17 protein-coding genes and 1 tRNA gene are annotated in these 21,109 nt (G+C 65.6%); 7 read left to right on the top strand and 11 right to left on the bottom strand.

From position 1 onward, the window contains the following. Positions 1 to 66: 66 nt before the first annotated feature. The 5 genes from coxB to QZ546_RS13575 are packed head-to-tail and all read left to right on the top strand — an operon-like array spanning position 67 to position 5,525. A complete protein-coding gene (coxB, locus tag QZ546_RS13555) occupies positions 67 to 1,035 on the top strand; it encodes a cytochrome c oxidase subunit II (protein ID WP_294238489.1) in 969 nt (322 codons plus the stop codon). Further along, a complete protein-coding gene (gene ctaD / locus QZ546_RS13560) occupies positions 1,032 to 3,542 on the top strand; it encodes a cytochrome c oxidase subunit I (protein WP_294238491.1) in 2,511 nt (836 codons plus the stop codon). Before coxB ends, ctaD begins: the two co-directional genes overlap by 4 nt. Further along, positions 3,539 to 3,916, top strand: a complete 378-nt coding sequence (locus QZ546_RS13565) for a hypothetical protein (RefSeq protein ID WP_294238494.1) — start codon at positions 3,539 to 3,541, stop codon at positions 3,914 to 3,916. Before ctaD ends, QZ546_RS13565 begins: the two co-directional genes overlap by 4 nt. After that, complete coding sequence (locus QZ546_RS13570; RefSeq protein WP_294238499.1) at positions 3,913 to 4,491, top strand: cytochrome c oxidase assembly protein; 579 nt, start codon at positions 3,913 to 3,915, stop codon at positions 4,489 to 4,491. The genes QZ546_RS13565 and QZ546_RS13570 overlap by 4 nt, the downstream gene beginning before the upstream one ends. Continuing rightward, entirely contained in the window at positions 4,488 to 5,525 is a 1,038-nt protein-coding gene (locus tag QZ546_RS13575; protein ID WP_294238501.1) for a c-type cytochrome, read from the top strand. The genes QZ546_RS13570 and QZ546_RS13575 overlap by 4 nt, the downstream gene beginning before the upstream one ends. Positions 5,526 to 5,564: 39 nt before the next feature. Here the strand turns inward: QZ546_RS13575 and QZ546_RS13580 are convergent, their stop codons facing one another. From QZ546_RS13580 to lon, 4 genes are all read right to left on the bottom strand, one after another. Next, on the bottom strand, positions 5,565 to 6,335 hold the full coding sequence (locus tag QZ546_RS13580; RefSeq protein WP_294238504.1) for an EAL domain-containing protein: 771 nt from the start codon (positions 6,333 to 6,335) through the stop codon (positions 5,565 to 5,567). 171 nt (positions 6,336 to 6,506) lie between these two features. After that, a tRNA-Val gene (locus QZ546_RS13585) sits at positions 6,507 to 6,581 on the bottom strand. Positions 6,582 to 6,643: 62 nt separating this feature from the next. Continuing rightward, complete coding sequence (locus QZ546_RS13590; protein ID WP_272867546.1) at positions 6,644 to 6,943, bottom strand: HU family DNA-binding protein; 300 nt, start codon at positions 6,941 to 6,943, stop codon at positions 6,644 to 6,646. A gap of 175 nt (positions 6,944 to 7,118) precedes the next feature. After that, positions 7,119 to 9,545 carry an endopeptidase La gene (gene lon / locus QZ546_RS13595; protein ID WP_294238507.1) on the bottom strand — a complete coding sequence of 809 codons (2,427 nt, stop codon included), beginning with the start codon at positions 9,543 to 9,545 and terminating at the stop codon, positions 7,119 to 7,121. A 132-nt stretch (positions 9,546 to 9,677) separates the two neighbouring features. On the opposite strand from lon, the gene QZ546_RS13600 reads away from it, so the two are divergent. Beyond that, positions 9,678 to 11,429, top strand: a complete 1,752-nt coding sequence (locus QZ546_RS13600; protein WP_294238512.1) for a M1 family metallopeptidase — start codon at positions 9,678 to 9,680, stop codon at positions 11,427 to 11,429. 131 nt (positions 11,430 to 11,560) lie between these two features. Here the strand turns inward: QZ546_RS13600 and QZ546_RS13605 are convergent, their stop codons facing one another. The 6 genes from QZ546_RS13605 to QZ546_RS13630 all read right to left on the bottom strand — a co-directional run bounded on the left by QZ546_RS13605 (position 11,561) and on the right by QZ546_RS13630 (position 17,567). Beyond that, entirely contained in the window at positions 11,561 to 12,688 is a 1,128-nt protein-coding gene (locus tag QZ546_RS13605) for an ionic transporter y4hA (protein WP_294238515.1), read from the bottom strand. A gap of 181 nt (positions 12,689 to 12,869) precedes the next feature. Further along, entirely contained in the window at positions 12,870 to 13,571 is a 702-nt protein-coding gene (locus QZ546_RS13610) for a RibD family protein (RefSeq protein ID WP_294238518.1), read from the bottom strand. A gap of 183 nt (positions 13,572 to 13,754) precedes the next feature. Then, positions 13,755 to 14,348, bottom strand: coding sequence for a GNAT family N-acetyltransferase (locus QZ546_RS13615; RefSeq protein WP_294238521.1), 594 nt, complete (start codon positions 14,346 to 14,348; stop codon positions 13,755 to 13,757). Between the two features lie 76 nt (positions 14,349 to 14,424). After that, positions 14,425 to 15,696: an ATP-dependent Clp protease ATP-binding subunit ClpX gene (gene clpX, locus QZ546_RS13620; protein ID WP_042489865.1), complete on the bottom strand. Its 1,272-nt coding sequence runs from the start codon at positions 15,694 to 15,696 to the stop codon at positions 14,425 to 14,427. A 111-nt stretch (positions 15,697 to 15,807) separates the two neighbouring features. Next, positions 15,808 to 16,497, bottom strand: a complete 690-nt coding sequence (clpP, locus tag QZ546_RS13625; RefSeq protein ID WP_294238524.1) for an ATP-dependent Clp endopeptidase proteolytic subunit ClpP — start codon at positions 16,495 to 16,497, stop codon at positions 15,808 to 15,810. Positions 16,498 to 16,619: 122 nt separating this feature from the next. Beyond that, entirely contained in the window at positions 16,620 to 17,567 is a 948-nt protein-coding gene (locus QZ546_RS13630; RefSeq protein WP_294238527.1) for a glycosyltransferase family 2 protein, read from the bottom strand. Positions 17,568 to 17,771: 204 nt separating this feature from the next. Here QZ546_RS13630 and QZ546_RS13635 point away from each other — a divergent pair, with 204 nt between their 5' ends. Further along, positions 17,772 to 19,109: a hypothetical protein gene (locus QZ546_RS13635; RefSeq protein ID WP_294238531.1), complete on the top strand. Its 1,338-nt coding sequence runs from the start codon at positions 17,772 to 17,774 to the stop codon at positions 19,107 to 19,109. 310 nt (positions 19,110 to 19,419) lie between these two features. Here the strand turns inward: QZ546_RS13635 and tig are convergent, their stop codons facing one another. After that, entirely contained in the window at positions 19,420 to 21,081 is a 1,662-nt protein-coding gene (gene tig, locus QZ546_RS13640; protein ID WP_294238534.1) for a trigger factor, read from the bottom strand. Between the last annotated feature and the right edge of the window lie 28 nt (positions 21,082 to 21,109).

The following is a 21,109-nucleotide window of genomic DNA, read 5'->3' on the forward strand; positions in this document are numbered from 1 at the left end:
CGCCCGCAACATGAAGTTTAGATGAAGCTAACATGAACTAATCCACCAGCGAAACGTTCGGGGGCGATGCGGGGGACAAGCATCGCCATCTCGATCATGACCGCCGGCCTGCTGGCGGGATGCAACACGCATCAGTCCACATTGGCGCCATTCGGAGCCGATGCGGCCGATATCCGGCATCTTTTCATCATCATGCTGGTCGGTGCGGTCGTGATCGCGGGCGGCGTGGCGATGCTGATGCGCCATGCCGTACGCGCGCCGGAAGGGGCGATCGACCATCATCGCGGGATGCGGATCGTGCTGTGGCTGGGCGGGGTGATCCCGACGACCGTGCTGCTCGGGCTGCTCGCCTATTCGCTACCCTATATGAAGCCCCGCCCGGTGTCCCCCACCGACCTGACCATCGCGGTCGATGGCGAGCAATTCTGGTGGCGCGTCGCCTACCAGCCCACCGGTCGTCCCGCCGTGAGCAGCGCCAACGAGATCCGGATTCCCACCGGCCGCACCGTCGCGTTCCAGCTGAGCGCGGGCGACGTGGTGCACAGTTTCTGGATCCCGGGGCTGGCCGGCAAGATGGACATGATCCCCGGCCGCACCAACACCCTGGTCGTGCGCGCGGACAAGCCCGGCCGCTATCGCGGACAATGCGCCGAGTTTTGCGGCCTGTCCCATGCGCTGATGGCGTTCGACGTCATCGCAATGCCGCCCGCCGCCTTCGACGCCTGGCTGGCCAACGAAGCACGGCCCGCCCGGTCGAGCGACCGGACCGGTGCGCGCCTGTTCGCCGAAAATGGCTGCGGCGGATGTCACACCGTGGCGGGCGTAACAGCGCCCAGCCGGATCGGCCCCGACCTGACGCATTTCGGCGCCCGCCGGACGCTGGCGGCGGGCATATTGCCGATGACCCCGGCCAATGTCGCCGCCTTCATCCGCCATCCGGAAAAGACCAAGCCGGGCGTTCGTATGCCCTCCTTCCCCCAATTGTCGGATGACGAGGCCCGCGCCCTCGCCCGCTATCTGCAGGGCCTGAAATGAGCCTCCACGCCCAGGACGATCCGGCCCTCCGCGCCGCGCAGGAAGAGCGACTGCGTGCGGTGTGGAAGCCACCCAGCGGCCTGTTCCTGCGCTGGACCGATACGAACAACAACCGCGTCGGCGTCTGGTACACGCTGACCGCGTTCGGCTTCATGCTGTTCGCCGGCGTCCTGGCGCTCATCATGCGCACCCAGCTGGCGGTGCCGGACAACGACCTGGTCTCGGCAAACACCTTCAACCAGCTGTTCACGCTGCACGGCTCGATGATGATGTTCCTGTTCGCCGTGCCGATGTTCGAGGCCGTGTCGATCATCCTGCTGCCCCAGCTGCTGGGCGCGCGCGACCTGCCCTTTCCGCGCCTGTCGGCCTTTGGTTACTGGAGCTTCCTGCTGGGCGGCGTGTTCGTCGGCGGCTCGATCTTCTTCAACGCCGCGCCCGATGGCGGCTGGTTCATGTATCCGCCGCTGACCACCCGCACCGACCTGTCGGGTCTGGGCGCGGACATCTGGATGCTGGGCCTGTCCTTCATCGAGGTGTCGTCGGTGGCCGCCGCGGTCGAGCTGATCGTCGGCGTGCTCAAATGCCGCCCGCCGGGGATGCGGCTGAACCTGATGCCGCTTTACGCCTGGTACATCTTGGTCGTGGCGGTGATGATCCTGTTCGCCTTCCCGCCGCTGATCGCGGGCGATTTGTTGTTCGAGATGGAGCGGCTGCTGAACTGGCCGTTCTTCGATGCGGCGCGCGGTGGCGATCCCCTGCTGTGGCAGCACCTGTTCTGGATCTTCGGCCATCCGGAAGTCTATATCGTCTTCCTGCCCTCCATCGCGCTGTTCGCGATGATGATCCCGACCTTCGCGCAACGGCACCTGCTCGGCTATCCGTGGATCGTGCTGGCGGCGGTCGGCACCGCCTTCCTGTCGTTCGGCCTGTGGGTCCATCACATGTTCGCGACCGGCCTGCCGAAGATCAGCCTGGCTTTCTTCTCCGCCGCATCCGAAGCCGTCGCCATCCCGACCGGCGTTCAAATCTTCGCCTTCATCGCCACGCTCTGGGCGGGCAAGGTCAAATGGTCGACGCCTTTGCTCTACGCGTCGGGGAGCCTCGCCATCTTCGTCATCGGCGGGCTGACCGGCGTGATGGTCGCCGTCGCACCGTTCGACTGGCAGGCGCACGACACCTATTTCATCGTCGCGCACCTCCATTATGTGCTGATCGGCGGCACGCTGCTGCCGCTGTTCGGCGGGCTTTATTATTACTGGCCGCTGATCACCGGCAAGAAACTGTCCGACCGGCTGGGGCGCATCGCCTTCTGGATCATGTTCGTCGGCGTGAACCTGACCTTCTTCCCGATGCACCTGTCGGGATTGGAAGGGATGCCGCGCCGTGTCTTCACCTATCCGGCCGAACTCAATATCGGCTGGCTGAACCTCGCTTCGACGCTGGGTTCCTATATGTTCGCGGTCGGCGTGCTGGTGCTGGTCGTCGACCTCGCCCTCTCGCCGACGCGGCCGAAATCGCCGCGCAACCCTTGGAACGCGGGCACGCTGGAATGGCTGGCTCATCCGGATGACGAGGATTGGGGCATCCGATCGGTTCCCCTGGTCGAAAGTCGCTATCCGATCTGGGACCAGAAGAATTTCGTCGCGAAGGTGGACGAAGGCCGCTTCTTCCTGCCCGACGCCGAGGAAGGACGGCGCGAGACGATCATCACCTCGGTCCTGGATGCCAAGCCCGTATCGGTGATCCGACTGGGCACCCCCAGCGTCAAGCCGATGCTGACCGCCATTGCGCTGGGCAGCGTATTCATCCTGACCACCTATCACCTCTATATCATGGCGGCGCTGGGCGGCGTGGTGACGCTGGCCTGCATATTATGGTGGCTGTGGGACACCGCCGAAATTCCCGAAAAGCCCGAAAAGCCGATCGGTCATGGTATGAAGCTGCCGCTCTACATCTCCGGCCCGGCGGCGCCCGGATGGTGGGCGATGTTCATCACCATGATGGCGGACGCCACCGCCTTTTCCGGCCTCGTCTTCGGCTATTATTTCTACTGGACCGTCCATCCCGATTTCGGCGCGGGCTTTGACGGGCCGGGCAGCACCGGACCGATGATGGCGCTGGCCCTGTCGCTCGCCAGCTGGGCGGCGACGCTGGCGGCGCGCGAGATGCATGGCTGGGGCTCGGTGACGGCGGCACGCGCGCTGCTGATCGCGGGCGCAGCGACCGCGATCGCCAGCCTGTTCGCCGGGCTCGCCTGCCTGGACGGGCTGGACCCGACCGCCAATGTCTATCCGGCGATCATATGGGTGCTGGTCGTCTGGACGGTGGCCCACGCGGCCGTCGCCGCGATCATGCAGTTCTATACGCTGGCGCGCAGCATCGCGGGGCGGATGAAGCCGACGCATGACGCCGATATCCGCAACATCACTGTCTATGCGCATTTCTTCGCGCTGACCGCGATCGTCACCTATCTGACCGTCGGCCTGTTTCCGGAGACCGGGCTATGAGGCGCTGGCTGAAGCGCGCGCACCGGTTGCGCGTCACCCTGTGGACGCTGATCGTACCGCCGACCGCTTGGGCGGTGCATTTCCTGTTCTCCTATCTCTGGGCCGCGATCAGTTGCGAGAAGATCGGCGAATGGGCGCTCTTCCCCACCGCCTTTGCGATCGGGACGGTCATCGCCCTTGTCGTGATCGTCATGTCCGGCGTGATCGCGTGGCAGCAGTCGCGCACGCCCGGCGACCCGCCCCCGCATAATGAGGGCACCGACATCGACCGCCTGCGCTTCCTGGCCTATTCGACCATGTTGCTGGCCGCCTTGAGCTTCGTCGCGGTAATCTTCACCGCGCTGCCCGTGCTCATGCTGAACGATTGCCGATGAAGCGGGGGGCGTTGACCGTCGGACTGGCGCTGCTGCCCCTGGGCTGGGCGTTAAGCGGCTGGGGCATGACCGGCCATATGGTCGCACATATGATCGCCGTCGCGGTCGCCGCGCCCTGTCTCGCGATCGGGGTACAGGGCACCCGCTTCGATCCCGCCGAGCGCTGGCCGCGCCTCGCCACGCCACTGGCCGCCGCACTGGTCGAGGCGGTGATCGTGTGGGGCTGGCACGTCCCCGCACTGCGTCGCCTGGCGGATCACATGCCCCTGTGGCTGGCAGTGGAACAGGCGAGCTTCCTGGCCGCCGGGCTGCTCCTCTGGGCGGCGGTGCTGGCCCCGCGCCACCATGCGGCGGGGGTGGCGGCGCTGCTCGTGACCTCGATGCACATGACCCTGCTCGGCGCGCTGATCGGCCTGGCCCCGCGCCCGCTCTACACCCATCACGGTACGGAGGCGCTGGCCGACCAGCAGCTGGCGGGGGTCGTAATGCTGCTCGTCGGCGGCATCGCCTATCTGTGCGGCGGGCTCGCTATGCTCGGCCGCCTGCTCCGCACGCCAGAGGAGGCACGCGCATGACGATCCGCATCACATGGAAGCGGGTACTCGCGACGCTGGTCGGGCTGGCGGCGCTCGGGCTGGCGGTGGCCTGGTCGGGCGTGATCAGCCTTGCCGCGTCGAGCGGGCATTGGGCGATCACCGACTGGTTCCTGCACTGGGCGATGCGCAATTCGGTGCGCACCCATGCCGCCTTGACTACGCCCGAGGATCCGGCCGATGCCAGCGGCCTGGTCAGCGCTGCGGGCCATTTCGCCAATGCCTGTGCCGTGTGTCACGGCGCCCCGGGCCAGAAGCCCGCACCGGTGATGCAGGCCGCCACCCCGCCCGCGCCGAACCTGGCGATCAACGCGCGCGAATGGAGCGACAAGCAGCTCTTCTGGATCCTGCAGCATGGCGTGAAATATACCGGCATGCCCGCTTGGGCGGTGCAGGACCGGCCGGACGAAGTGCGGCGCATGGTCGCCTTTGTCCGTCGCCTGCCCGGCATGAGCCCGGCGCAATATCGCGCGCTGGTCGCCCAGGCCTCCCCCGCGATCGACCCCGACAATTGCACCGGATGCCATGGCACCGACGGGGGCGGGCGCGGCAGCCCCGACATCCCGATCCTGGGCGGCCAGAGCCCGGACTATCTGCTTGCCGCGCTGCGGGGCTATGCGAACGGCACCCGGTCGAGCGCGGTCATGCAGCAAGTGGCGATGCGCATGGACCCCGCCGCGATGGAAGCCGCCGCGCGACGCTTCGCGGCCATGCCGGGACTGGGCGCCAAGCCTGCGGGCGATGATGCCGCCGCAAAGATCGTCGAGCGCGGCCTGCCCGACCAGCAACTGCCCGCCTGCGCCAGCTGTCACGCGCCGGGCAAGCCCTATCCGGTCCTTGCCGGACAGCGGGCCAGCTATATCGCCGCGCGCCTGCGCCATTGGCAGGGCGACAAGAACATGGTCGACGCGCGCAAGAGCCACGCGACCATGCCGGTCATCGCGCGCCGTATCCCGAAGGACATGATCGACCCCATTGCCCGCTATCTGGAGGGGAATGCAGGTGCCAAGCGATAGAGGATCCATCCTCCCCGCACGGGGAGGAAGAATCCCCGGTCACGCCATCTTTGCCCAGGCTGGTTCCTCGGGCAGCTGCCCCGGCGGCAGGCAGCGAAAGCCCGGACGCGCTAGCAGGTAACCCTGCATATAGCGGACGCCGAGCGCGCGCAGCGCGTCATATTCACCGATCGTCTCGACCCCCTCGGCGATGACCGCGATGCCCATCTTGTCCGCGATCCGGATGACGCCCTCCACGATCATCCGGCGGGGCATGGCCGTATCGATCCCGCGGATCAGCGCCATGTCGAGCTTGATATAATCGGTCTTCACCCGCGCCAGCAGCGTCAGGCCCGCATGGCCCGCCCCGAAATCGTCGATTGCGGTGCCGAAGCCCATATGGTGATAGGTATCGAGAATGGTCTCCAGATGCTCAGGCTCACCGACGTGCGCCTCTTCCGAAAATTCGAAGATCAGCCGTTCGTGCGGCACGTTGAGCCACCGGGCGGTTGCCAGCGTCTGCTCCAGGCCAGCGAGCGGTGACTGGACGGTGTCGGGAAAGAAGTTGATCGCCAGCCGGGCGTCGGTGTTCAGGATGCCCGCCGCCACCGCGCCTTCGATCGCCATCACCCGGCATTGCGGGTCAAAGGCAAAGCGCGTCTCGGGCGTGACGCGCGCCAGGATATCGGCAGAGCCCTCTCCCTTGGGGCCGCGAACCAGCGCCTCATAGATGACGGCGCGCCCGGTCTCGACGTCCAGAACCGGCTGGAAGGCCATTGCGATCGCAATGGCCGGATGCTCGGGACGAAAGCTGCGATACCCCTGCTGCATGACGATCTCCTTCGCCAAACAGCATAGGAAACAGCCGCTAAAGGCACCTTAATGCGTCATGCAACCGGCACATCTTTGCCGGAAACCGGCAAAATCCTGCCGGACAGGCGATCATCAGGACATGATCGCATCGGAAGCCATTTTTTCACGACCGCCAAGTCGTTGAAAAAATGGTGGGCGCGACAGGGATTGAACCTGTGACCCCACCCGTGTGAAGGGTGTGCTCTACCGCTGAGCTACGCGCCCGGTAACCGGAGGACGGGCCTTTAGGCGGCGATCCGCCGCCTGTCCAGCCCCAATTTTCGGATTTAGTTGACCGAGTCCTTCAGGAGCTTGCCCGGCTTGAACTTGGGCTGCGACGACGCCTTGATGGTCATCGGCTCGCCGGTGCGCGGGTTGCGGCCGGTCGACGCCTTGCGCTTGGAAACCGAGAAGGTGCCGAAGCCGACCAGGCGGACTTCATCGCCCTTTTTCAGAGCGGCGGTGATCGATTCAAACACGGCGTCGACCGCCTTGACCGCATCGCCGCGCGCGAGGCCCGAGGAATCGGCGACGGTAGCGATCAGCTCCTGCTTGTTCATTCCATAACCCCCTATGATTTCAACGATAAGCGACCTGGGACTCGGTGCCGCTCAAATATTAAAGGACCGATAATGACAAGGCTGTCGAAGCTGTCAAACCCCGACATCGATTGAAAACGAGGCGGCACGCAAACAGATGCCGGTTGCAGTTTGATGACAAAGGCCGCCGGTCGCTCGACCGGCGGCCTCTGGCCTGCGACGATCAGTGGTGGCGTTCGCCGCCCACCGCCGGGATCGGTGCGGGCGGCAGCGCCGCCAGCTCGTCCGCATCGGTCCAGTCGATCGCCTCCAGCGGCCCGACCAGCGCCAGGCGAAGCACCTCATCGACATGGGCGACCGGCACGATCTTCAGGCCGTTCAGGATGTTGGCGGGGATATCCGCCAGATCCTTCTCATTCTCCTGCGGGATCAGCACGGTGGTGATGCCGCCACGCAGCGCCGCCAGCAGCTTTTCCTTCAAGCCCCCGATCGGCAGTACGCGGCCGCGCAGCGTCACCTCGCCGGTCATCGCCACATCCTTGCGCACCGCTATGCCGGTCAACGTCGAGACGATCGACGTGACCAGGCCAATGCCCGCCGACGGACCATCCTTGGGCACCGCGCCCTCGGGCAGGTGGATATGAATGTCCTTGCGGTGGAACAGCGACGGCTTGATCCCGAAGCTCGGGCTGCGCGCCTGGACGAAGCTGAAGGCGGCCTGCACCGATTCCTTCATCACATCGCCCAGCTTGCCGGTGGTCTTCACCTGACCCTTGCCCGGCACCGTCACCGATTCGATGGTCAGCAGCTCACCGCCGACTTCGGTCCAGGCGAGGCCCGTGACCGCACCGATCTGGTCCTCCTGCTCGGACAGGCCGTGGCGATATTTCTGCACGCCCGCAAACTCGTGGAGGTTGTCCGGCGTGATCGTGACCGACGTCGCCTTACCCTCCAGGATCTGGCGCAGCGCCTTGCGGGCGAGGCGCGCGATCTCCCGCTCCAGGGTGCGCACGCCCGCCTCGCGGGTGTAGCGCTGGATCAGGGCGCGCAGGCCGTCCTGGGTCAGCGTGAACTCGCCGTCCTTCAGGCCATGCGTCTCGACCTGCTTGGCGATCAGGTGACGCTCGGCGATCTCGACCTTCTCGTCCTCGGTATAGCCCTCCAGACGGATGATCTCCATGCGGTCGAGCAAAGGCTGCGGCAGGTTCAGCGTGTTCGCGGTGCACACGAACATCACGTCCGAGAGGTCGATGTCGATCTCCAGATAGTGATCGTTGAACTTGGCATTCTGTTCGGGGTCGAGCACCTCCAGCAGCGCCGAGGCGGGGTCGCCGCGGAAATCCTGGCCCAGCTTGTCGATCTCGTCGAGCAGGAACAGCGGGTTCGACGTGCCGGCCTTTTTCAGGTTGGTCACGATCTTGCCCGGCAGCGAGCCGATATAGGTGCGACGGTGGCCGCGAATCTCGGCCTCGTCGCGCACGCCGCCCAGCGACTGGCGGATGAACTCGCGCCCGCACGCCTTGGCGATCGACTGGCCCAGCGAGGTCTTGCCGACGCCGGGCGGGCCGACGAGGCACAGGATCGGCCCCTTCAGCTTGTTGGTGCGCGCCTGGACACCAAGATATTCGACGATCCGGTCCTTCACCTTCTCCAGCGCATAATGGTCCTGGTCGAGGATCGCCTGTGCCGCCGCGATGTCCTTCTTGACCTTGGACTTCTTGCCCCAGGGCAGGCCCAGCAGCACGTCCAGATAATTGCGCACGACAGTCGCCTCGGCGCTCATCGGCGCCATGGTCTTCAGCTTCTTGAGCTCGGCGGTCGCCTTGGTGCGCGCCTCCTTCGACAGCTTCAGCGTCGCGATCTTCTGGGTCAGCTCGGCGATCTCGTCGCCATCGCCGTCCTCGCCCTCATTGCCCAGCTCGCGCTGGATCGCCTTGAGCTGTTCGTTGAGATAATATTCGCGCTGCGTCTTCTCCATCTGGCGCTTGACGCGGCTCTTGATCTTCTTCTCGACCTGAAGGACGCCGAGTTCGCCCTCCATCAGGGCATAGGCCATCTCCAGCCGCTTGGCCGGATCGGTCTCCACCAAAAGCGCCTGCTTGTCGGCGACCTTCACCGAGATGTTGGCGGCGACCGCATCGGCAAGTTGCGAGGCATCCTCGATCTCGGCCAGCTGGACCGCCGTCTCGGCCGGCAGCTTGCGGTTGAGCTTGGCGTAATTCTCGAACTGGTCGACCACCGAGCGCATCAGGGCGGCGATCTGCGCCTTCATGTCATGGTCCTGCGCCTCCAGCGCGGCCTCGTCACCATCGACCGGCGTCGCGTCGATCGTGGCGGTCAGGAACGCCCCCGATTCGTCCAGCTCGGACAGGCGACCGCGCGTCTTGCCTTCGACCAGCACGCGCACCGTGCCGTCGGGCAGCTTCAGCAATTGCAGGACGGTGGCGGTCACGCCGATCTCGTACAGATCCTCGCGCGAGGGGTCGTCCTCGGCCGGATCCAACTGAGCCACCAGGAAAATTTCCTTATCCGCTGCCATCGCCGCTTCCAGTGCCGCGACCGATTTGTCGCGGCCGACGAACAAAGGCACGATCATGTGCGGGAAGACGACGATGTCACGCAGCGGAAGGACGGGATAGGACTGGTTCATGCAAACTCCGGTCGGCCCCCAGCGGGGCCTCTTCGCCTCACTATATGGGGAGGGTTGCCGATCCATCAATCACCGGTGCGACGAGGCGATACGGTGCTTGCCAAGTCCGGACAGTTGCGCAACACCATAGCGATGGATCGTATACGAATTGCCGCCGCGCTGCTCGCCTCCTCGCTGCTGTCGGTCACGCCGCTTCCAGCCCAGACGCCCAAGCCCCTGCCCGGCAAGGGTGAGCCGCCGCTGACTGCGCAGACCATGATATCGGGCGGGGTCCGTCCCCCCGAACAGCTCGCGGTGCGTTTCGACAGCGCCGACCTGTCGTTCGAGGTGCTGCCCGATACCGAGGAATTGAACGGCATCGCGGTGCTGGGCTTTACCGCTAAGGCGCCGCTGGCACGGCTGGTGATCGACCTCGACAAGAACCTGCCGGTCAAGGCGATCGCGATCGACGGCAAGGCCCTGTCGCCTGCCCAGTGGAGCAATCCGCAAGGGCAGCTGGTCATCACCCTGCCCCGCCCGCTTCGCACAGGACAGAAGGTCAGCGCCAAGATCACCTATGGCGGCACGCCGCATGTCGCGGTGCGCGCCCCCTGGGATACCGGCGTCGTCTGGGCCAAGACGCCGGACGGCCGCCCCTGGTTCGCGACCACCGACCAGGGCTATGGCTGCGACCTGCTCTGGCCGTGCCTGGACTATCCGATGGGTGAGCCGGGCGTGGTCACGCTCCACATCACGGTGCCCAAGGGGCTGAAGGCGCCGTCCAACGGCGTGCTGCTGGGCGTCGATACGCTGCCCGATGGGCGGACCCGGTGGAACTGGCGGGCGAAGCACCCCAACACCTACGCCATCGCGCTGAACGTCGGGCCCTATGAGGTGGTGCAGGGCAGCTACAAGAGCCGCTTCGGCAATACGATCCCGATGTTCTACTGGTATCTGCCCGGCGAGAAGGAAAAGGCCGAAGGGCTGTTCGCCGAGTTCGCGCCGACGCTGGATTTCTTCGAGTCGACCGTCGGCCCCTTCCCCTTCGGCGACGAAAAGCTCGGCGTGGTCGAAACCCCGCACAAGGGCATGGAGCACCAGACGATCAACGCCTATGGCAATGAATATGCCAAGGCGCCGGAAGGGTTCGACTGGCTGTTTCAGCATGAGTTCAGCCATGAATGGTTCGGCAACCAGCTGACCAATGTCGACTGGGACGATTTCTGGCTGCACGAGGGTTATGGCAGCTATATGCAGCCCTCTTACGGCCGCTGGCGTGAGGGCGAGGCCCGCTATGCGGTGATGATGGACGCGCAGCGCGGGCAGATCGCGAACAAGGCCCCCATCGTCCACGACCGCAGCATGACGGAGCAGGATGTCTATGAAGAGGCCAAGGGCGGTCCCGGCCTCGACATCTATATGAAGGGATCGTGGATGCTGCACACGCTCCACAATCTGATCGGCGACAAGGCCTTCTGGGACGTAACGCGGCTGGCCGTCTATGGGCGGACCGATCCAAAGCCTGGGAATTTCAGCCCTCGCTATGGCTCGACCAAGGAATATGAGGGCTTCGTCAAACAGGTGACGGGCAAGGATTATGGCTGGTTCTTCGACGTCTATCTGCGCCAGGCGGCCCTGCCCGAGATCGTCGAGACGCGGGTCGGCGACCAATTGACGCTGAGCTGGAAGGTGCCGGGGGGCGGGCGTTTCCCGCTGCCGGTCGAAGTGCAGGTCGACGACAAGGTCGAGACCCTGCCGATGACGGACGGCACGGGCACGCTGACCGTGGCGGCGGGCGCGCATGTCGTGGTCGATCCCTGGGCCAAAATCCTGAAGCGCTCGGTCGCGATCGAGCAGTTCCGGGCGTGGAAGGGCGAGCAGGCGGCGAAGAAAAAGACGAACTAAAACACACCCTCCGTTCAGCCTGAGCGAAGTCGAAGGCCAAGGTAATCCCTTCGCCGATCTCCCTTTGGCTACCGCTGTAGCGTGGCCTTCGACTTCGCTCAGGCTGAACGGCTGGGGGGAATTCCTCGACCCTACGGCACCACCGTCACGAACAGATACGCCGCAAAAATCACCAGATGCACCGCACCGCCCAGCACGGTGGTGCGGCCATTGCCCAGCGTCAGCGTGATAGTGAACAGCGACAGGACCAGCAAAGTCATCTCCTTCGCTCCGATCCCCAGCGCCAAGGGCAGGCCGAGCATCAGCGACACGATCGCCACCGCCGGAATGGTCAGCCCGATCGTCGCCAGCGCCGAACCCAGCGCGAGGTTCAGACTGGTCTGGAGCCGGTTCCGCTTGGCCGCGCGGTAGGCCGCCAGGCTCTCCGGCGCCAACACGAGCGCCGCGATCACGACGCCGACGATCGCCAGCGGCAAGCCTGCCCCCAGGATCGCCGCCTCGACGATCCCCGACAGCCCCTTGGCGAGCAGCACCACGCCGACCAGCGCGACCAGCAGCATCCCCAGCGCCGCCCAGGCCGCCGCATTGGTCGGCGGCTCGGCATGGGCGTCGGCGGGCATGTCGTCGTCGGCGGGCAGGAAATAGTCGCGGTGGCGGACCGTCTGCACCATCACGAAGGTCCCGTAGAGAATGACGCTGACCAGCGCGACGAAGATCAGTTGCGACGGCGCATAGGTCGGCCCGGGCGCGGACGAAACGTAATTGGGCAGCACCAGCGACAAGACCACCATGGCGGTCAGCACGTTCAGCGAGGTACTCGCCCCCCGCAACGAGAAGCGCTGCTCGCCATGCGTGACACCGCCCGCCAACAGGCAGAGACCGACGATCCCGTTCAGTATGATCATGATCGCCGCGAACACCGTGTCGCGCGCAAGGCTGGAGGCATCGCCCGCATCGGACAGCATCAGGCTGACGATCAGCGAGACTTCGATCACCGTCACCGCGACCGCCAGGACCAGCGTGCCGAAGGGCTCGCCGACCCGGTGCGCGACGACCTCGGCCTGATGCACGGCGGACAGCACGCATCCGAACAGAATGATCGCCGCGGCAACGACGCCGACCGTCCCCATCCTGTAGAGCGACACCGCAATGGCGATCAGCCCCAATATCGGGAACACCAGGGTCCACCAGGGCATCAACAGACGCTGGAGCAGCGGGCGTTTCTGTCCGGTGGTGACGATGGCGTCGGGCTCGCTCATGGCGGGTCTGGTCTCCTTCTCGGCATGGGGTGATGACATCCCTGTCATGCCAATGCGCCAACCACCCTAGTGGCTCCCGACGCGATCAAATTCGTTGCGACAGGGCAATAACGCCCCTCCCTCCCTCCCTCTCCCATTGGGAGAGGGAGGGAGGCGCGAAGCGGCGGAAGGGTGAGGGCCGTTAAGCGCCCCCCACATTCTCCACCTTGTACCGAAGCCACACCTCACCGCCCGGCAGCACCTCATGATGCGTCAATGCCAGCCCGGCCAGCGGCGCCGACGCCTCTGCATCCTCCTCGCCCGAATGAAACAGGCTCGGCGCTCCCGCCGCGCCGTCGATCGCCGGGCAAAACGCCATGCTGATCTCGTCGATCAACCCGGCGCGCAGGAATTCGCCATTGGCCGTTCCCCCGCCCTCGACCAGCAGGGTCTTCACCCCCAGTTCCTCGGCGAGAATCTCGGGCACGGCGCGCAGGTCGATCCGGTCCTGTCCGGCAAAGATATAGGACACCCCATCGCTTCGCAGTCCGGCCAGATGCGAGTCCGACACTGCCCGGGTCAGCACGACCACGATCGGATCGCCGCCGATATCGCCCCGGCCCCAGACGATCTTGGCCTGTTCGTCCAGCACCACGCCGAACGCGTCGGCCTCGCGGCGGGCGAACCAATGTTCGCGCGGGAAAACCTGGTCGCTGTCGGGATAGTGCTCGCCCTTGGCGAACTCCTGCCCCGTCACCCGCCCGACGATCCACGCATCGCCGCTGAGCCTGTCGTGCAGGTCCTCGAACAAATCGCCGGGCTTGTAGCTGTCGGGGCGCCAGCGGCTTTGCAGGATGCGCCCGTCGAGGCTGCAGATCATGTGGCAGATCATATGGGGCTTCATCGGTGCGTCTCCTATTCGGAGCGGCAACGCGCGGTCACGCAGAGGGTTCGCACGCCTGTTTCATTCCTCCCCTGCAAGGGGAGGTGGCAGGGCGAAGCCTTGACGGAGGGGTATAACCCTCTCGATGGCGTGACACCCCTCCGACCCGCTACGCGCGCCACCTCCCCTTGCAGGGGAGGAAATTCAGCGCCCGCCGACCCGCCGGATCATCGACCAGAAGCGCGGACCGCCTTTAGGCACCGACCATTCCCCGATCAGCTCGAAGCCCAGCCGACCGTAAAGCGCGACATTGCTCCCGGTCGCCGTCTCCAGATAGGCGGGCACGCCGTCGGCATCGCACCGGGCCAGCCCAGCCCGGATCGACGCGCCGCCCAGTCCCTGCCCCTGTCGCGCCGGATCGACACCCGCGATGTGCAGATACCAGAAGGGCTCGGCCGGGAAATGCGCCTCGACCGCATCGCCCAGCCGCATCGCGCGGGGCAGCGATGCCCCCAGCGCGTGGAGCACCGGGATCAGCCGCCGGACAAAGGCCATGGTCGGCACATGCGCCTGCCCCGGCGGACGCCAGAAGGTTCCCGCATCCGCCGCCTGGCTGACCAGCCGCATCCCCACCGCATCTCTGTCGAACAACAAGGCGAACAGACGCGGCAGCCGCTTCGCCCGGTCGGCGGCGTCGGGAAAGATATAGGACATGGCCGGATCGTCGGCAAAGGCGCGGCCCAGCATCGTCGCCACCGCCGCCCGGTCGCCAGCCCCCGCCTCACGGATCGTCACCATGGCATTCCCCATGTGAAAACGGGCGCCTCCCCAGGGGGAAGCGCCCGCTATCAATTCCACCGGATCACGGGGCCGTTCAGGCCGCCGCGCCGTCCGTCTTCTTCGCCTTTTCGGCATAGACGCGGATCGGTTCCTTGCGGCCCTCGACCACGTCCTTGTCGACCATCACCTCGTCGACGCCGTCCATGCCGGGCAGGTCGAACATGGTGTCGAGCAAAATGCCCTCCAGGATCGAACGAAGCCCGCGTGCGCCGGTCTTGCGCTCGATCGCCTTCTTGGCGACCGTGGTCAGCGCATCGTCGGTGAAGTCGAGTTCGACATTCTCCATCTCGAACAGCTTCTGATACTGCTTGACCAAAGCATTCTTCGGCTCGGACAGGATCTTGACCAAAGCCGCGATGTCGAGGTCTTCCAGCGTCGCGATGACCGGCAGACGGCCGACGAATTCGGGGATCAGGCCGAACTTGAGCAGATCCTCCGGCTCGGTCTGGCGCAGATATTCGCCGGTCCGCTTCTCCTCGGGAGCCGCCACATAGGCGCCGAAGCCGATCGACTTACCCTGCAGACGGTCGCCGATGATCTTCTCCAGCCCTGCAAACGCGCCGCCGCAGATGAACAGGATGTTCGTCGTATCGACCTGCAGGAACTCCTGCTGCGGATGCTTGCGGCCACCCTGCGGCGGAACGCTGGCGGTCGTGCCTTCCATCAGCTTCAGCAGCGCCTGCTGAACGCCCTCGCCCGACACGTCGCGGGTGATCGAGGGATTCTCGGCCTTGCGGCTGATCTTGTCGATCTCGTCGATATAGACGATGCCGCGCTGCGCCCGCTCGACATTGTAATCCGACGCCTGGAGCAGCTTGAGGATGATGTTCTCGACATCCTCGCCGACATAACCGGCTTCGGTCAGCGTCGTCGCGTCCGCCATGGTGAACGGCACGTCGAGAATGCGCGCCAGCGTCTGCGCGAGCAGCGTCTTGCCGCAGCCGGTCGGGCCGACGAGCAGGATGTTCGACTTGGCGAGTTCGACGTCGGCGCCCTTCGCGCCGTGGTTCAACCGCTTATAGTGGTTGTGCACCGCGACCGACAGAACGCGCTTGGCCTGTTTCTGCCCGATGACATAATCGTCGAGCACATTGCAGATTTCCTGCGGCGTCGGCACGCCACCATCCTTCTTGGAAACCAGCGCGGACTTGGTCTCCTCACGGATGATGTCGTTGCACAGCTCCACGCACTCGTCGCAAATGAAGACGGTTGGCCCCGCGATCAGCTTGCGCACCTCGTGCTGCGACTTCCCGCAGAACGAGCAATAGAGGGTGCTTTTCGAGTTGCCACCGCTCACCTTGTCCATCAATCACCTCTCGCACCCGATACTGGTGCGCTACCGTTGCCGGGGTGCGCATCGTACCGCACCCCGATAAAGTCACAATCGAAATAAACCGTTCATGCTGAACGACCCGCCTTATGCGGCGGCCGATGCGTCTTCGGCCGGAACCGGACGCTTGTCGAACACCTGATCGATCAGGCCGAACTCCTTGGCTTCCTCCGCGCTCATGAACTTGTCGCGGTCCATCGCGCGCTCGATCTCCTCAAGCGGCTTGCCCGTGTACTTCGCATAGAGCGAGTTCAGGAAATGCCGCATACGCAGGATTTCGCGCGCCTGGATCTCGATATCGGCCGCCATGCCCTGCGCCCCGCCCGAAGGCTGGTGGATCATGATGCGGCTGTTCGTCGTCGCAAAGCGCATGCCCGGTTCACCGGCGGCCAGCAGGAAGCTGCCCATCGAGGCGGCCTGGCCGATGCACAGCGTGCCGACGCGCGGACGGATATACTGCATCGTGTCATGGATCGCCATGCCCGCCGTGACGACACCGCCCGGCGAGTTGATGTACATGTAGATGTCCTTCTTCGGATTTTCCGACTCAAGGAACAGCAACTGCGCGCAGATCAGCGAGGCCATGCCGTCCTCGACACCGCCGGTGACGAAGATGATGCGCTCGCGGAGCAGGCGGCTGAAGATATCGAACGACCGTTCGCCGCGGTTCGACTGTTCGATGACGATCGGAACCAGCCCGGCCTGCGTCTGCCGAAGCCCGACGCCAGCATGCGCCAGCGGGCTCGCGAAATCGCCGGTCTCGAACGGATTGTGCATGGAATTCTCTCTTATGCCCAGAAGAGCCCCTATGTCGCGTGATGCCCGCGCATATTCAAGCCCCGGCAACATCCAAGGATGCTGCCGTGCAGCGTTTATCCCGTTCAGGGGTGAAAATCCGATTAGCGGTCATTCCCCGGCGCGGGCAGCGCCAGATAGGCCAGCCGCCGAACCTCCTGTCGCCCGCGCACGACGGTGTCGAGGATCAGCCCGGTGAACAGATTAAGCCCGGCCAGCAGCATCAGCCCCGTCGACAGGATCGCAGTCGGGAAGCGCGGCACCTGGTGCGTTTCCAGATAGGTAAAGATCAACGGCACCGCGAGCAGCACGGCCAGCGCGGCGAACAGGCCCGCAATCGCCCCGAAGAACCACAACGGACGCTCGATCCGATAGAGCTTGATGATGGTCCGCAGGATGCGCCAGCCGTCCGAATAGGTGCTCAGCTTCGACGTCGACCCCTCGGGCCGCGCATAATAGGGCGTCGCGATCTCGGCACAGGGCATTTTGAGTTCGAGCGCATGGACGCTGATCTCGGTCTCGATCTCGAAGCCGACCGACAGGACCGGGAAGCTCTTCACGAAACGGCGCGAAAAGACGCGGTAGCCCGACAGGATATCGGTGAAGCTGCGCCCGAACAGCTTGGCGAGCATCCCCGTCAGCATCGCATTGCCGAACCGGTGGCCACGGCGATAGGCGAGTTCCGCCTCGCTCACCCGCTGGCCGACCACCATGTCGAGCTGTTCCTCGACCATGCGGGCGACGAGCGCGGGCGCGGACGCCGCGTCATAGGTCGCGTCGCCATCGGCCATGACATAGATGTCGGCGTCGATATCGGCGAACATCCGGCGGACGACCGCGCCCTTGCCCTGGATCCGCTCCGACCGGACGACCGCCCCCGCCGCCCGCGCGACCTCCATCGTGCGGTCGCGGCTGTTATTATCATAGACATGGATGGTCGCGGTCGGCAGCGCCGCCTGGAACCCGGCAATCGTCTGTGCGATCGCGGCTTCCTCGTTATAGCACGGTAACAGCACCGCGATCCGTGGCGCGGCCCCCTGGTGATCCATCATTCTTCCCTCGTGGGGCCATAGCTGCGGCCCATTGGCGGTGCCTTCTATGGAGGATCGCGGGGTAAAGCGAGAGACCCCATGGCCGATGCGGGACGAAAGCGGTCGCGCGCGACCTTGCTCCCGGATCAGTCGCCATCCTAGGCTCAGGGGATGCAGGATACCAAGCGGCACCCGCCGGGATCATCACGATGGCCGATATGGCCGATGGGCGGCGCGATACTGCTGGGCGCCGCGCTGCTCGCCTGGGTCGCGATCGCCAACGGTTTTCCGTTGGTCTTCGCCGATTCGGGGACCTATTTCCGCATTCCGCTGGAGCTGTATTTCCCGACCGATCGACCGGCCATCTATGGCCTGGCCATCGGGCTGCCCCTGATGATCGCGGGGCCCTGGGGCATCGTGGCGATCCAGGCGATCGGGGCCACGCTGATTGTAGCGATGACGCTTGGCATCGTCGGGCGCCGCCTGCAGCCGGTCGAATTGCTCGCGACCTGTGCCTTTCTGGCGCTGGGAAGCAGCCTGCCCTGGTTCGTCGGGCAGATCATGCCCGATCTCGCCACCGGCTTCGTGCCGCTCGTCCTGTTCGCCCTGCTCGCCAGTCCCGCCGCCCTCTGGCAACGGGCCGGACTGACCCTGGTGCTGACGGCGCTGATCGCAGTGCATCTCAGCCATGTCCCGCTGGTGACGGGGCTGTTGGGTCTGGCGGTAGTGGCAATGCTGGCGAAGGGCATGGCCGCACGCGCGGTGCTGCGGCGGGCCCTGCCGCCCGCCCTCGCCATTCTGCTTGCCCTGTTCGGGCTCAGCACGCTGAACCGCGCAGCCGGCTATGATTTCAAGCCCGCCCTGTCGTCCGACATGTTCCTGGTCGGGCGGCTGTTCGACGGCCATCTCGCCCAGCCGGCCCTGGCGCGGCTCTGCCAGACGCAGGCGATGGCGCATTGCGCGGTCCGCCCGCTGGTCGACGATCCGACGATCGCCAAGCCGGGCCAGGCCTATCTCTGGGACGCGCGCTCGCCGCTGGGCGCGATGCTCCACCGCGACCGGCCGGGGACCATCGCCGAGCAGCGGCGGATCATCGCCGCGGTCCTGCACGACGATCCCGCCGGTGTCGCGGCACTGGCCTGGCACGGCTTTACCGAGCAGCTGGTCACCCTCCGCAAAGGCGTGCTGCCCCCCTATCCGGCCGAGATGCAGGTCTCGCGCATCCTGTCCACGCGGATGCCGCACGCTTTCCAGGCCTTTGCCCATTCGCGCCAGCAGCGCGGGACACTCGACGCACTGAAATTCGCGCCAGACGTGGCGGTCGCGGTTCTAGTCGTGCTGCTGCTTCCGCCGATGCTGTTCTGGGCGGCGCGCAGGCGGGATTGGCGCGTGCTGGGGCTGGCCGGGCTCGTCGTTGCGACGGTCTTGCTCAATGCGGCGATCACCGGCGATCTGTCCGGGCCGGATGACCGCTATCAGAGCCGGGTGCTGTGGCTGCTCCCCCTGCTCGCCGCCTGTTTTATCGTTGCGTGGCGGCAAAGGCCAAGGTCGATCGCTGGGTAGCATCGCGCATCGCTCCCCTGGATAGGGGAGAGAGTTAGCGGAGCTTGCCAGCGTGCTGGCTAGCGTAGCTTGGGTGAGGGGTCGAGCGAGCCTCCGGCTCGCGCGCTCTTCGAGCGCTCACCCCTCACCCAGCTCCGACTAAGGCCTTTGCTCTCGCAAAGACCAAGTCTGCGGAACCCTCTCCCCTCAGAGAGGGGCGAGGGAGGATATGGCGATCCGATAAAATTGTCAGGATCAAACGACAAAAGGGCGACCGCTCGCGCGGCCGCCCTTTCCGTTCGTCACGAGCCGAAGCCCGGCGACGCCGACCTTATTCGGTCGGCGCGGCCTTCTTGGCACGCGGCTTCTTGGCAGGCGCGGCCTCGGCGGCTTCCGCCTCGCCCTCGGCCGGAGCAGCGGCCTTCTTGGCGCGCGGCTTCTTCGCCGGAGCAGCTTCCTCGGTCTCGGCAGGCGCTTCCGCCTCTGCCTCGGCCGGAGCCGCCTTCTTGGCGCGGGTCGTCTTGGCCTTCGGAGCCTCCTCGGTTGCCGCATCCTCGGTCACGTCATCGGCCTTCTTGGCCTTCGCCTTGGCGGGCTTCTTCGCGCCATGGTCATGATCATGGTCGTGGTCATGATTGTGGACGTGCGTGCCGGTCGCGAAACCGTCCTCGCTCTCGATCGCGGCTTCCAGCTCCTCGCGGGTGGTCTCGCGGTCGGTGATCTCGGCCTTGCCGAACAGGAAGTCGACGACCTTGTCCTCATAGAGCGGGGCGCGCAGCTGGGCGGCGGCCATCGGCTCCTGCTGGACATACTGGATGAAGCGCTGACGATCTTCCGGACCGTACTGCTGCGCGGCCTGCGCGATCAGGCGGTTCATTTCCTGTGCGGTCACTTCGACGCCGTTGGCCTGACCGATCTCCGAGAGGAGCAGGCCCAGACGGACGCGGCGCTCGGCGATCTTCTTATAATCGTCGCGCTCCTTCTCCATCTCGGCCTTGGCGGCCTCGGGGTCTTCCTCATGGGTCGCTTCATGCTCGAGCTGCGCCCAGATCTGCGAGAACTCGGCCTCGACCATCGACGGCGGCACTTCGAAGTCATGACCATCGGCCAGCTGGTCGAGCAGCTTGCGCTTCATGTAGGTGCGGGTCAGGCCGTTATGCTCCTGCTCGATCTGCCCCTTCAGCAGGCCGCGCAGCTGCTCCAGGCTCTCGAGGCCCAGATTCTTCGCCATCTCGTCATCGACCTTGGCTTCGCCGGCGGTCTTCACCGACTTGATCACCAGGTCGAAGGTCGCGGGCTGACCGGCCAGGTCCTTGGCGGGATAGTCCTCGGGGAAGGTGACCGAGATCTGCTTCTCTTCACCGGCCTTCACGCCGACCAGCTGCTCCTCGAAACCGGGGATCAGGCGACCGCCGCCGATCTCGACGGCCATGTCCTCGCCCGAACCGCCCTCGAAGGCGACGCCGTCCATGGTCTTGCCGACAAAGTCGACGGTGACCTGGTCGCCGTCCGCGGCGGCCTTGTCGCCCGCATCGTCCCAGCGCTTCTGCTGGTCGGCGAACTTCTGCAGCTGCTCGTCCACCGCCTCGTCGGCGACCGGCACGGTCAGGCGCTCAAGCTTCAGCGCGTCGATCGCAGGCGTCGGGACGGACGGCAGCACCTCGAGCGTGACGGTCAGCTTGGCATCCTGGCCCTGCTCATAACCCTCGGCCAGTTCGACCTGCGGCTGCATCGCGGGGCGAAGGCCCTGCTCGGCGATCAGCGACTGGACGCCTTCCTGCAGCGCGGTGTTCAGCGCGTCCTGCAGCAGCGCCGGGCCGTGCATCTTGCGAACCAGATTCGCGGGCACCTTGCCGGGACGGAAGCCGGGCATCTTCATCTGCGGAGCGATGCGCTTCAGCTCGGCATCGACCTTGCCCTCGATGTCCTGGGCAGTGATGGTGAGCGTGTAGGCGCGCTTCAGCCCCTCGTTCAGCGTCTCGACAGTCTGCATCTAAAGGCCTTCAATCTGGAGAAATTCC

It is taken from the genome of uncultured Sphingomonas sp. (genome assembly GCF_913062585.1).
In the GTDB taxonomy this organism is placed as follows: Bacteria; Pseudomonadota; Alphaproteobacteria; order Sphingomonadales; family Sphingomonadaceae; genus Sphingomonas.

Bases quoted from the DNA above. Each gene is read 5' to 3' on its own strand.
- ctaD (WP_294238491.1), top strand. From the start codon at position 1,032: ATGAGCCTCCACGCCCAGGACGATCCGGCCCTCCGCGCCGCGCAGGAA.
- lon (WP_294238507.1), bottom strand. From the start codon at position 9,545: ATGAACCAGTCCTATCCCGTCCTTCCGCTGCGTGACATCGTCGTCTTC.
- QZ546_RS13565 (WP_294238494.1), top strand. From the start codon at position 3,539: ATGAGGCGCTGGCTGAAGCGCGCGCACCGGTTGCGCGTCACCCTGTGG.
- QZ546_RS13570 (WP_294238499.1), top strand. From the start codon at position 3,913: ATGAAGCGGGGGGCGTTGACCGTCGGACTGGCGCTGCTGCCCCTGGGC.
- QZ546_RS13605 (WP_294238515.1), bottom strand. From the start codon at position 12,688: ATGAGCGAGCCCGACGCCATCGTCACCACCGGACAGAAACGCCCGCTG.
- coxB (WP_294238489.1), top strand. From the start codon at position 67: ATGCGGGGGACAAGCATCGCCATCTCGATCATGACCGCCGGCCTGCTG.
- QZ546_RS13600 (WP_294238512.1), top strand. From the start codon at position 9,678: ATGGATCGTATACGAATTGCCGCCGCGCTGCTCGCCTCCTCGCTGCTG.
- tig (WP_294238534.1), bottom strand. From the start codon at position 21,081: ATGCAGACTGTCGAGACGCTGAACGAGGGGCTGAAGCGCGCCTACACG.
- QZ546_RS13580 (WP_294238504.1), bottom strand. From the start codon at position 6,335: ATGCAGCAGGGGTATCGCAGCTTTCGTCCCGAGCATCCGGCCATTGCG.
- clpX (WP_042489865.1), bottom strand. From the start codon at position 15,696: ATGGACAAGGTGAGCGGTGGCAACTCGAAAAGCACCCTCTATTGCTCG.
- clpP (WP_294238524.1), bottom strand. From the start codon at position 16,497: ATGCACAATCCGTTCGAGACCGGCGATTTCGCGAGCCCGCTGGCGCAT.
- QZ546_RS13610 (WP_294238518.1), bottom strand. From the start codon at position 13,571: ATGAAGCCCCATATGATCTGCCACATGATCTGCAGCCTCGACGGGCGC.
- QZ546_RS13630 (WP_294238527.1), bottom strand. From the start codon at position 17,567: ATGATGGATCACCAGGGGGCCGCGCCACGGATCGCGGTGCTGTTACCG.
- QZ546_RS13635 (WP_294238531.1), top strand. From the start codon at position 17,772: ATGGGCGGCGCGATACTGCTGGGCGCCGCGCTGCTCGCCTGGGTCGCG.
- QZ546_RS13575 (WP_294238501.1), top strand. From the start codon at position 4,488: ATGACGATCCGCATCACATGGAAGCGGGTACTCGCGACGCTGGTCGGG.
- QZ546_RS13615 (WP_294238521.1), bottom strand. From the start codon at position 14,348: ATGGTGACGATCCGTGAGGCGGGGGCTGGCGACCGGGCGGCGGTGGCG.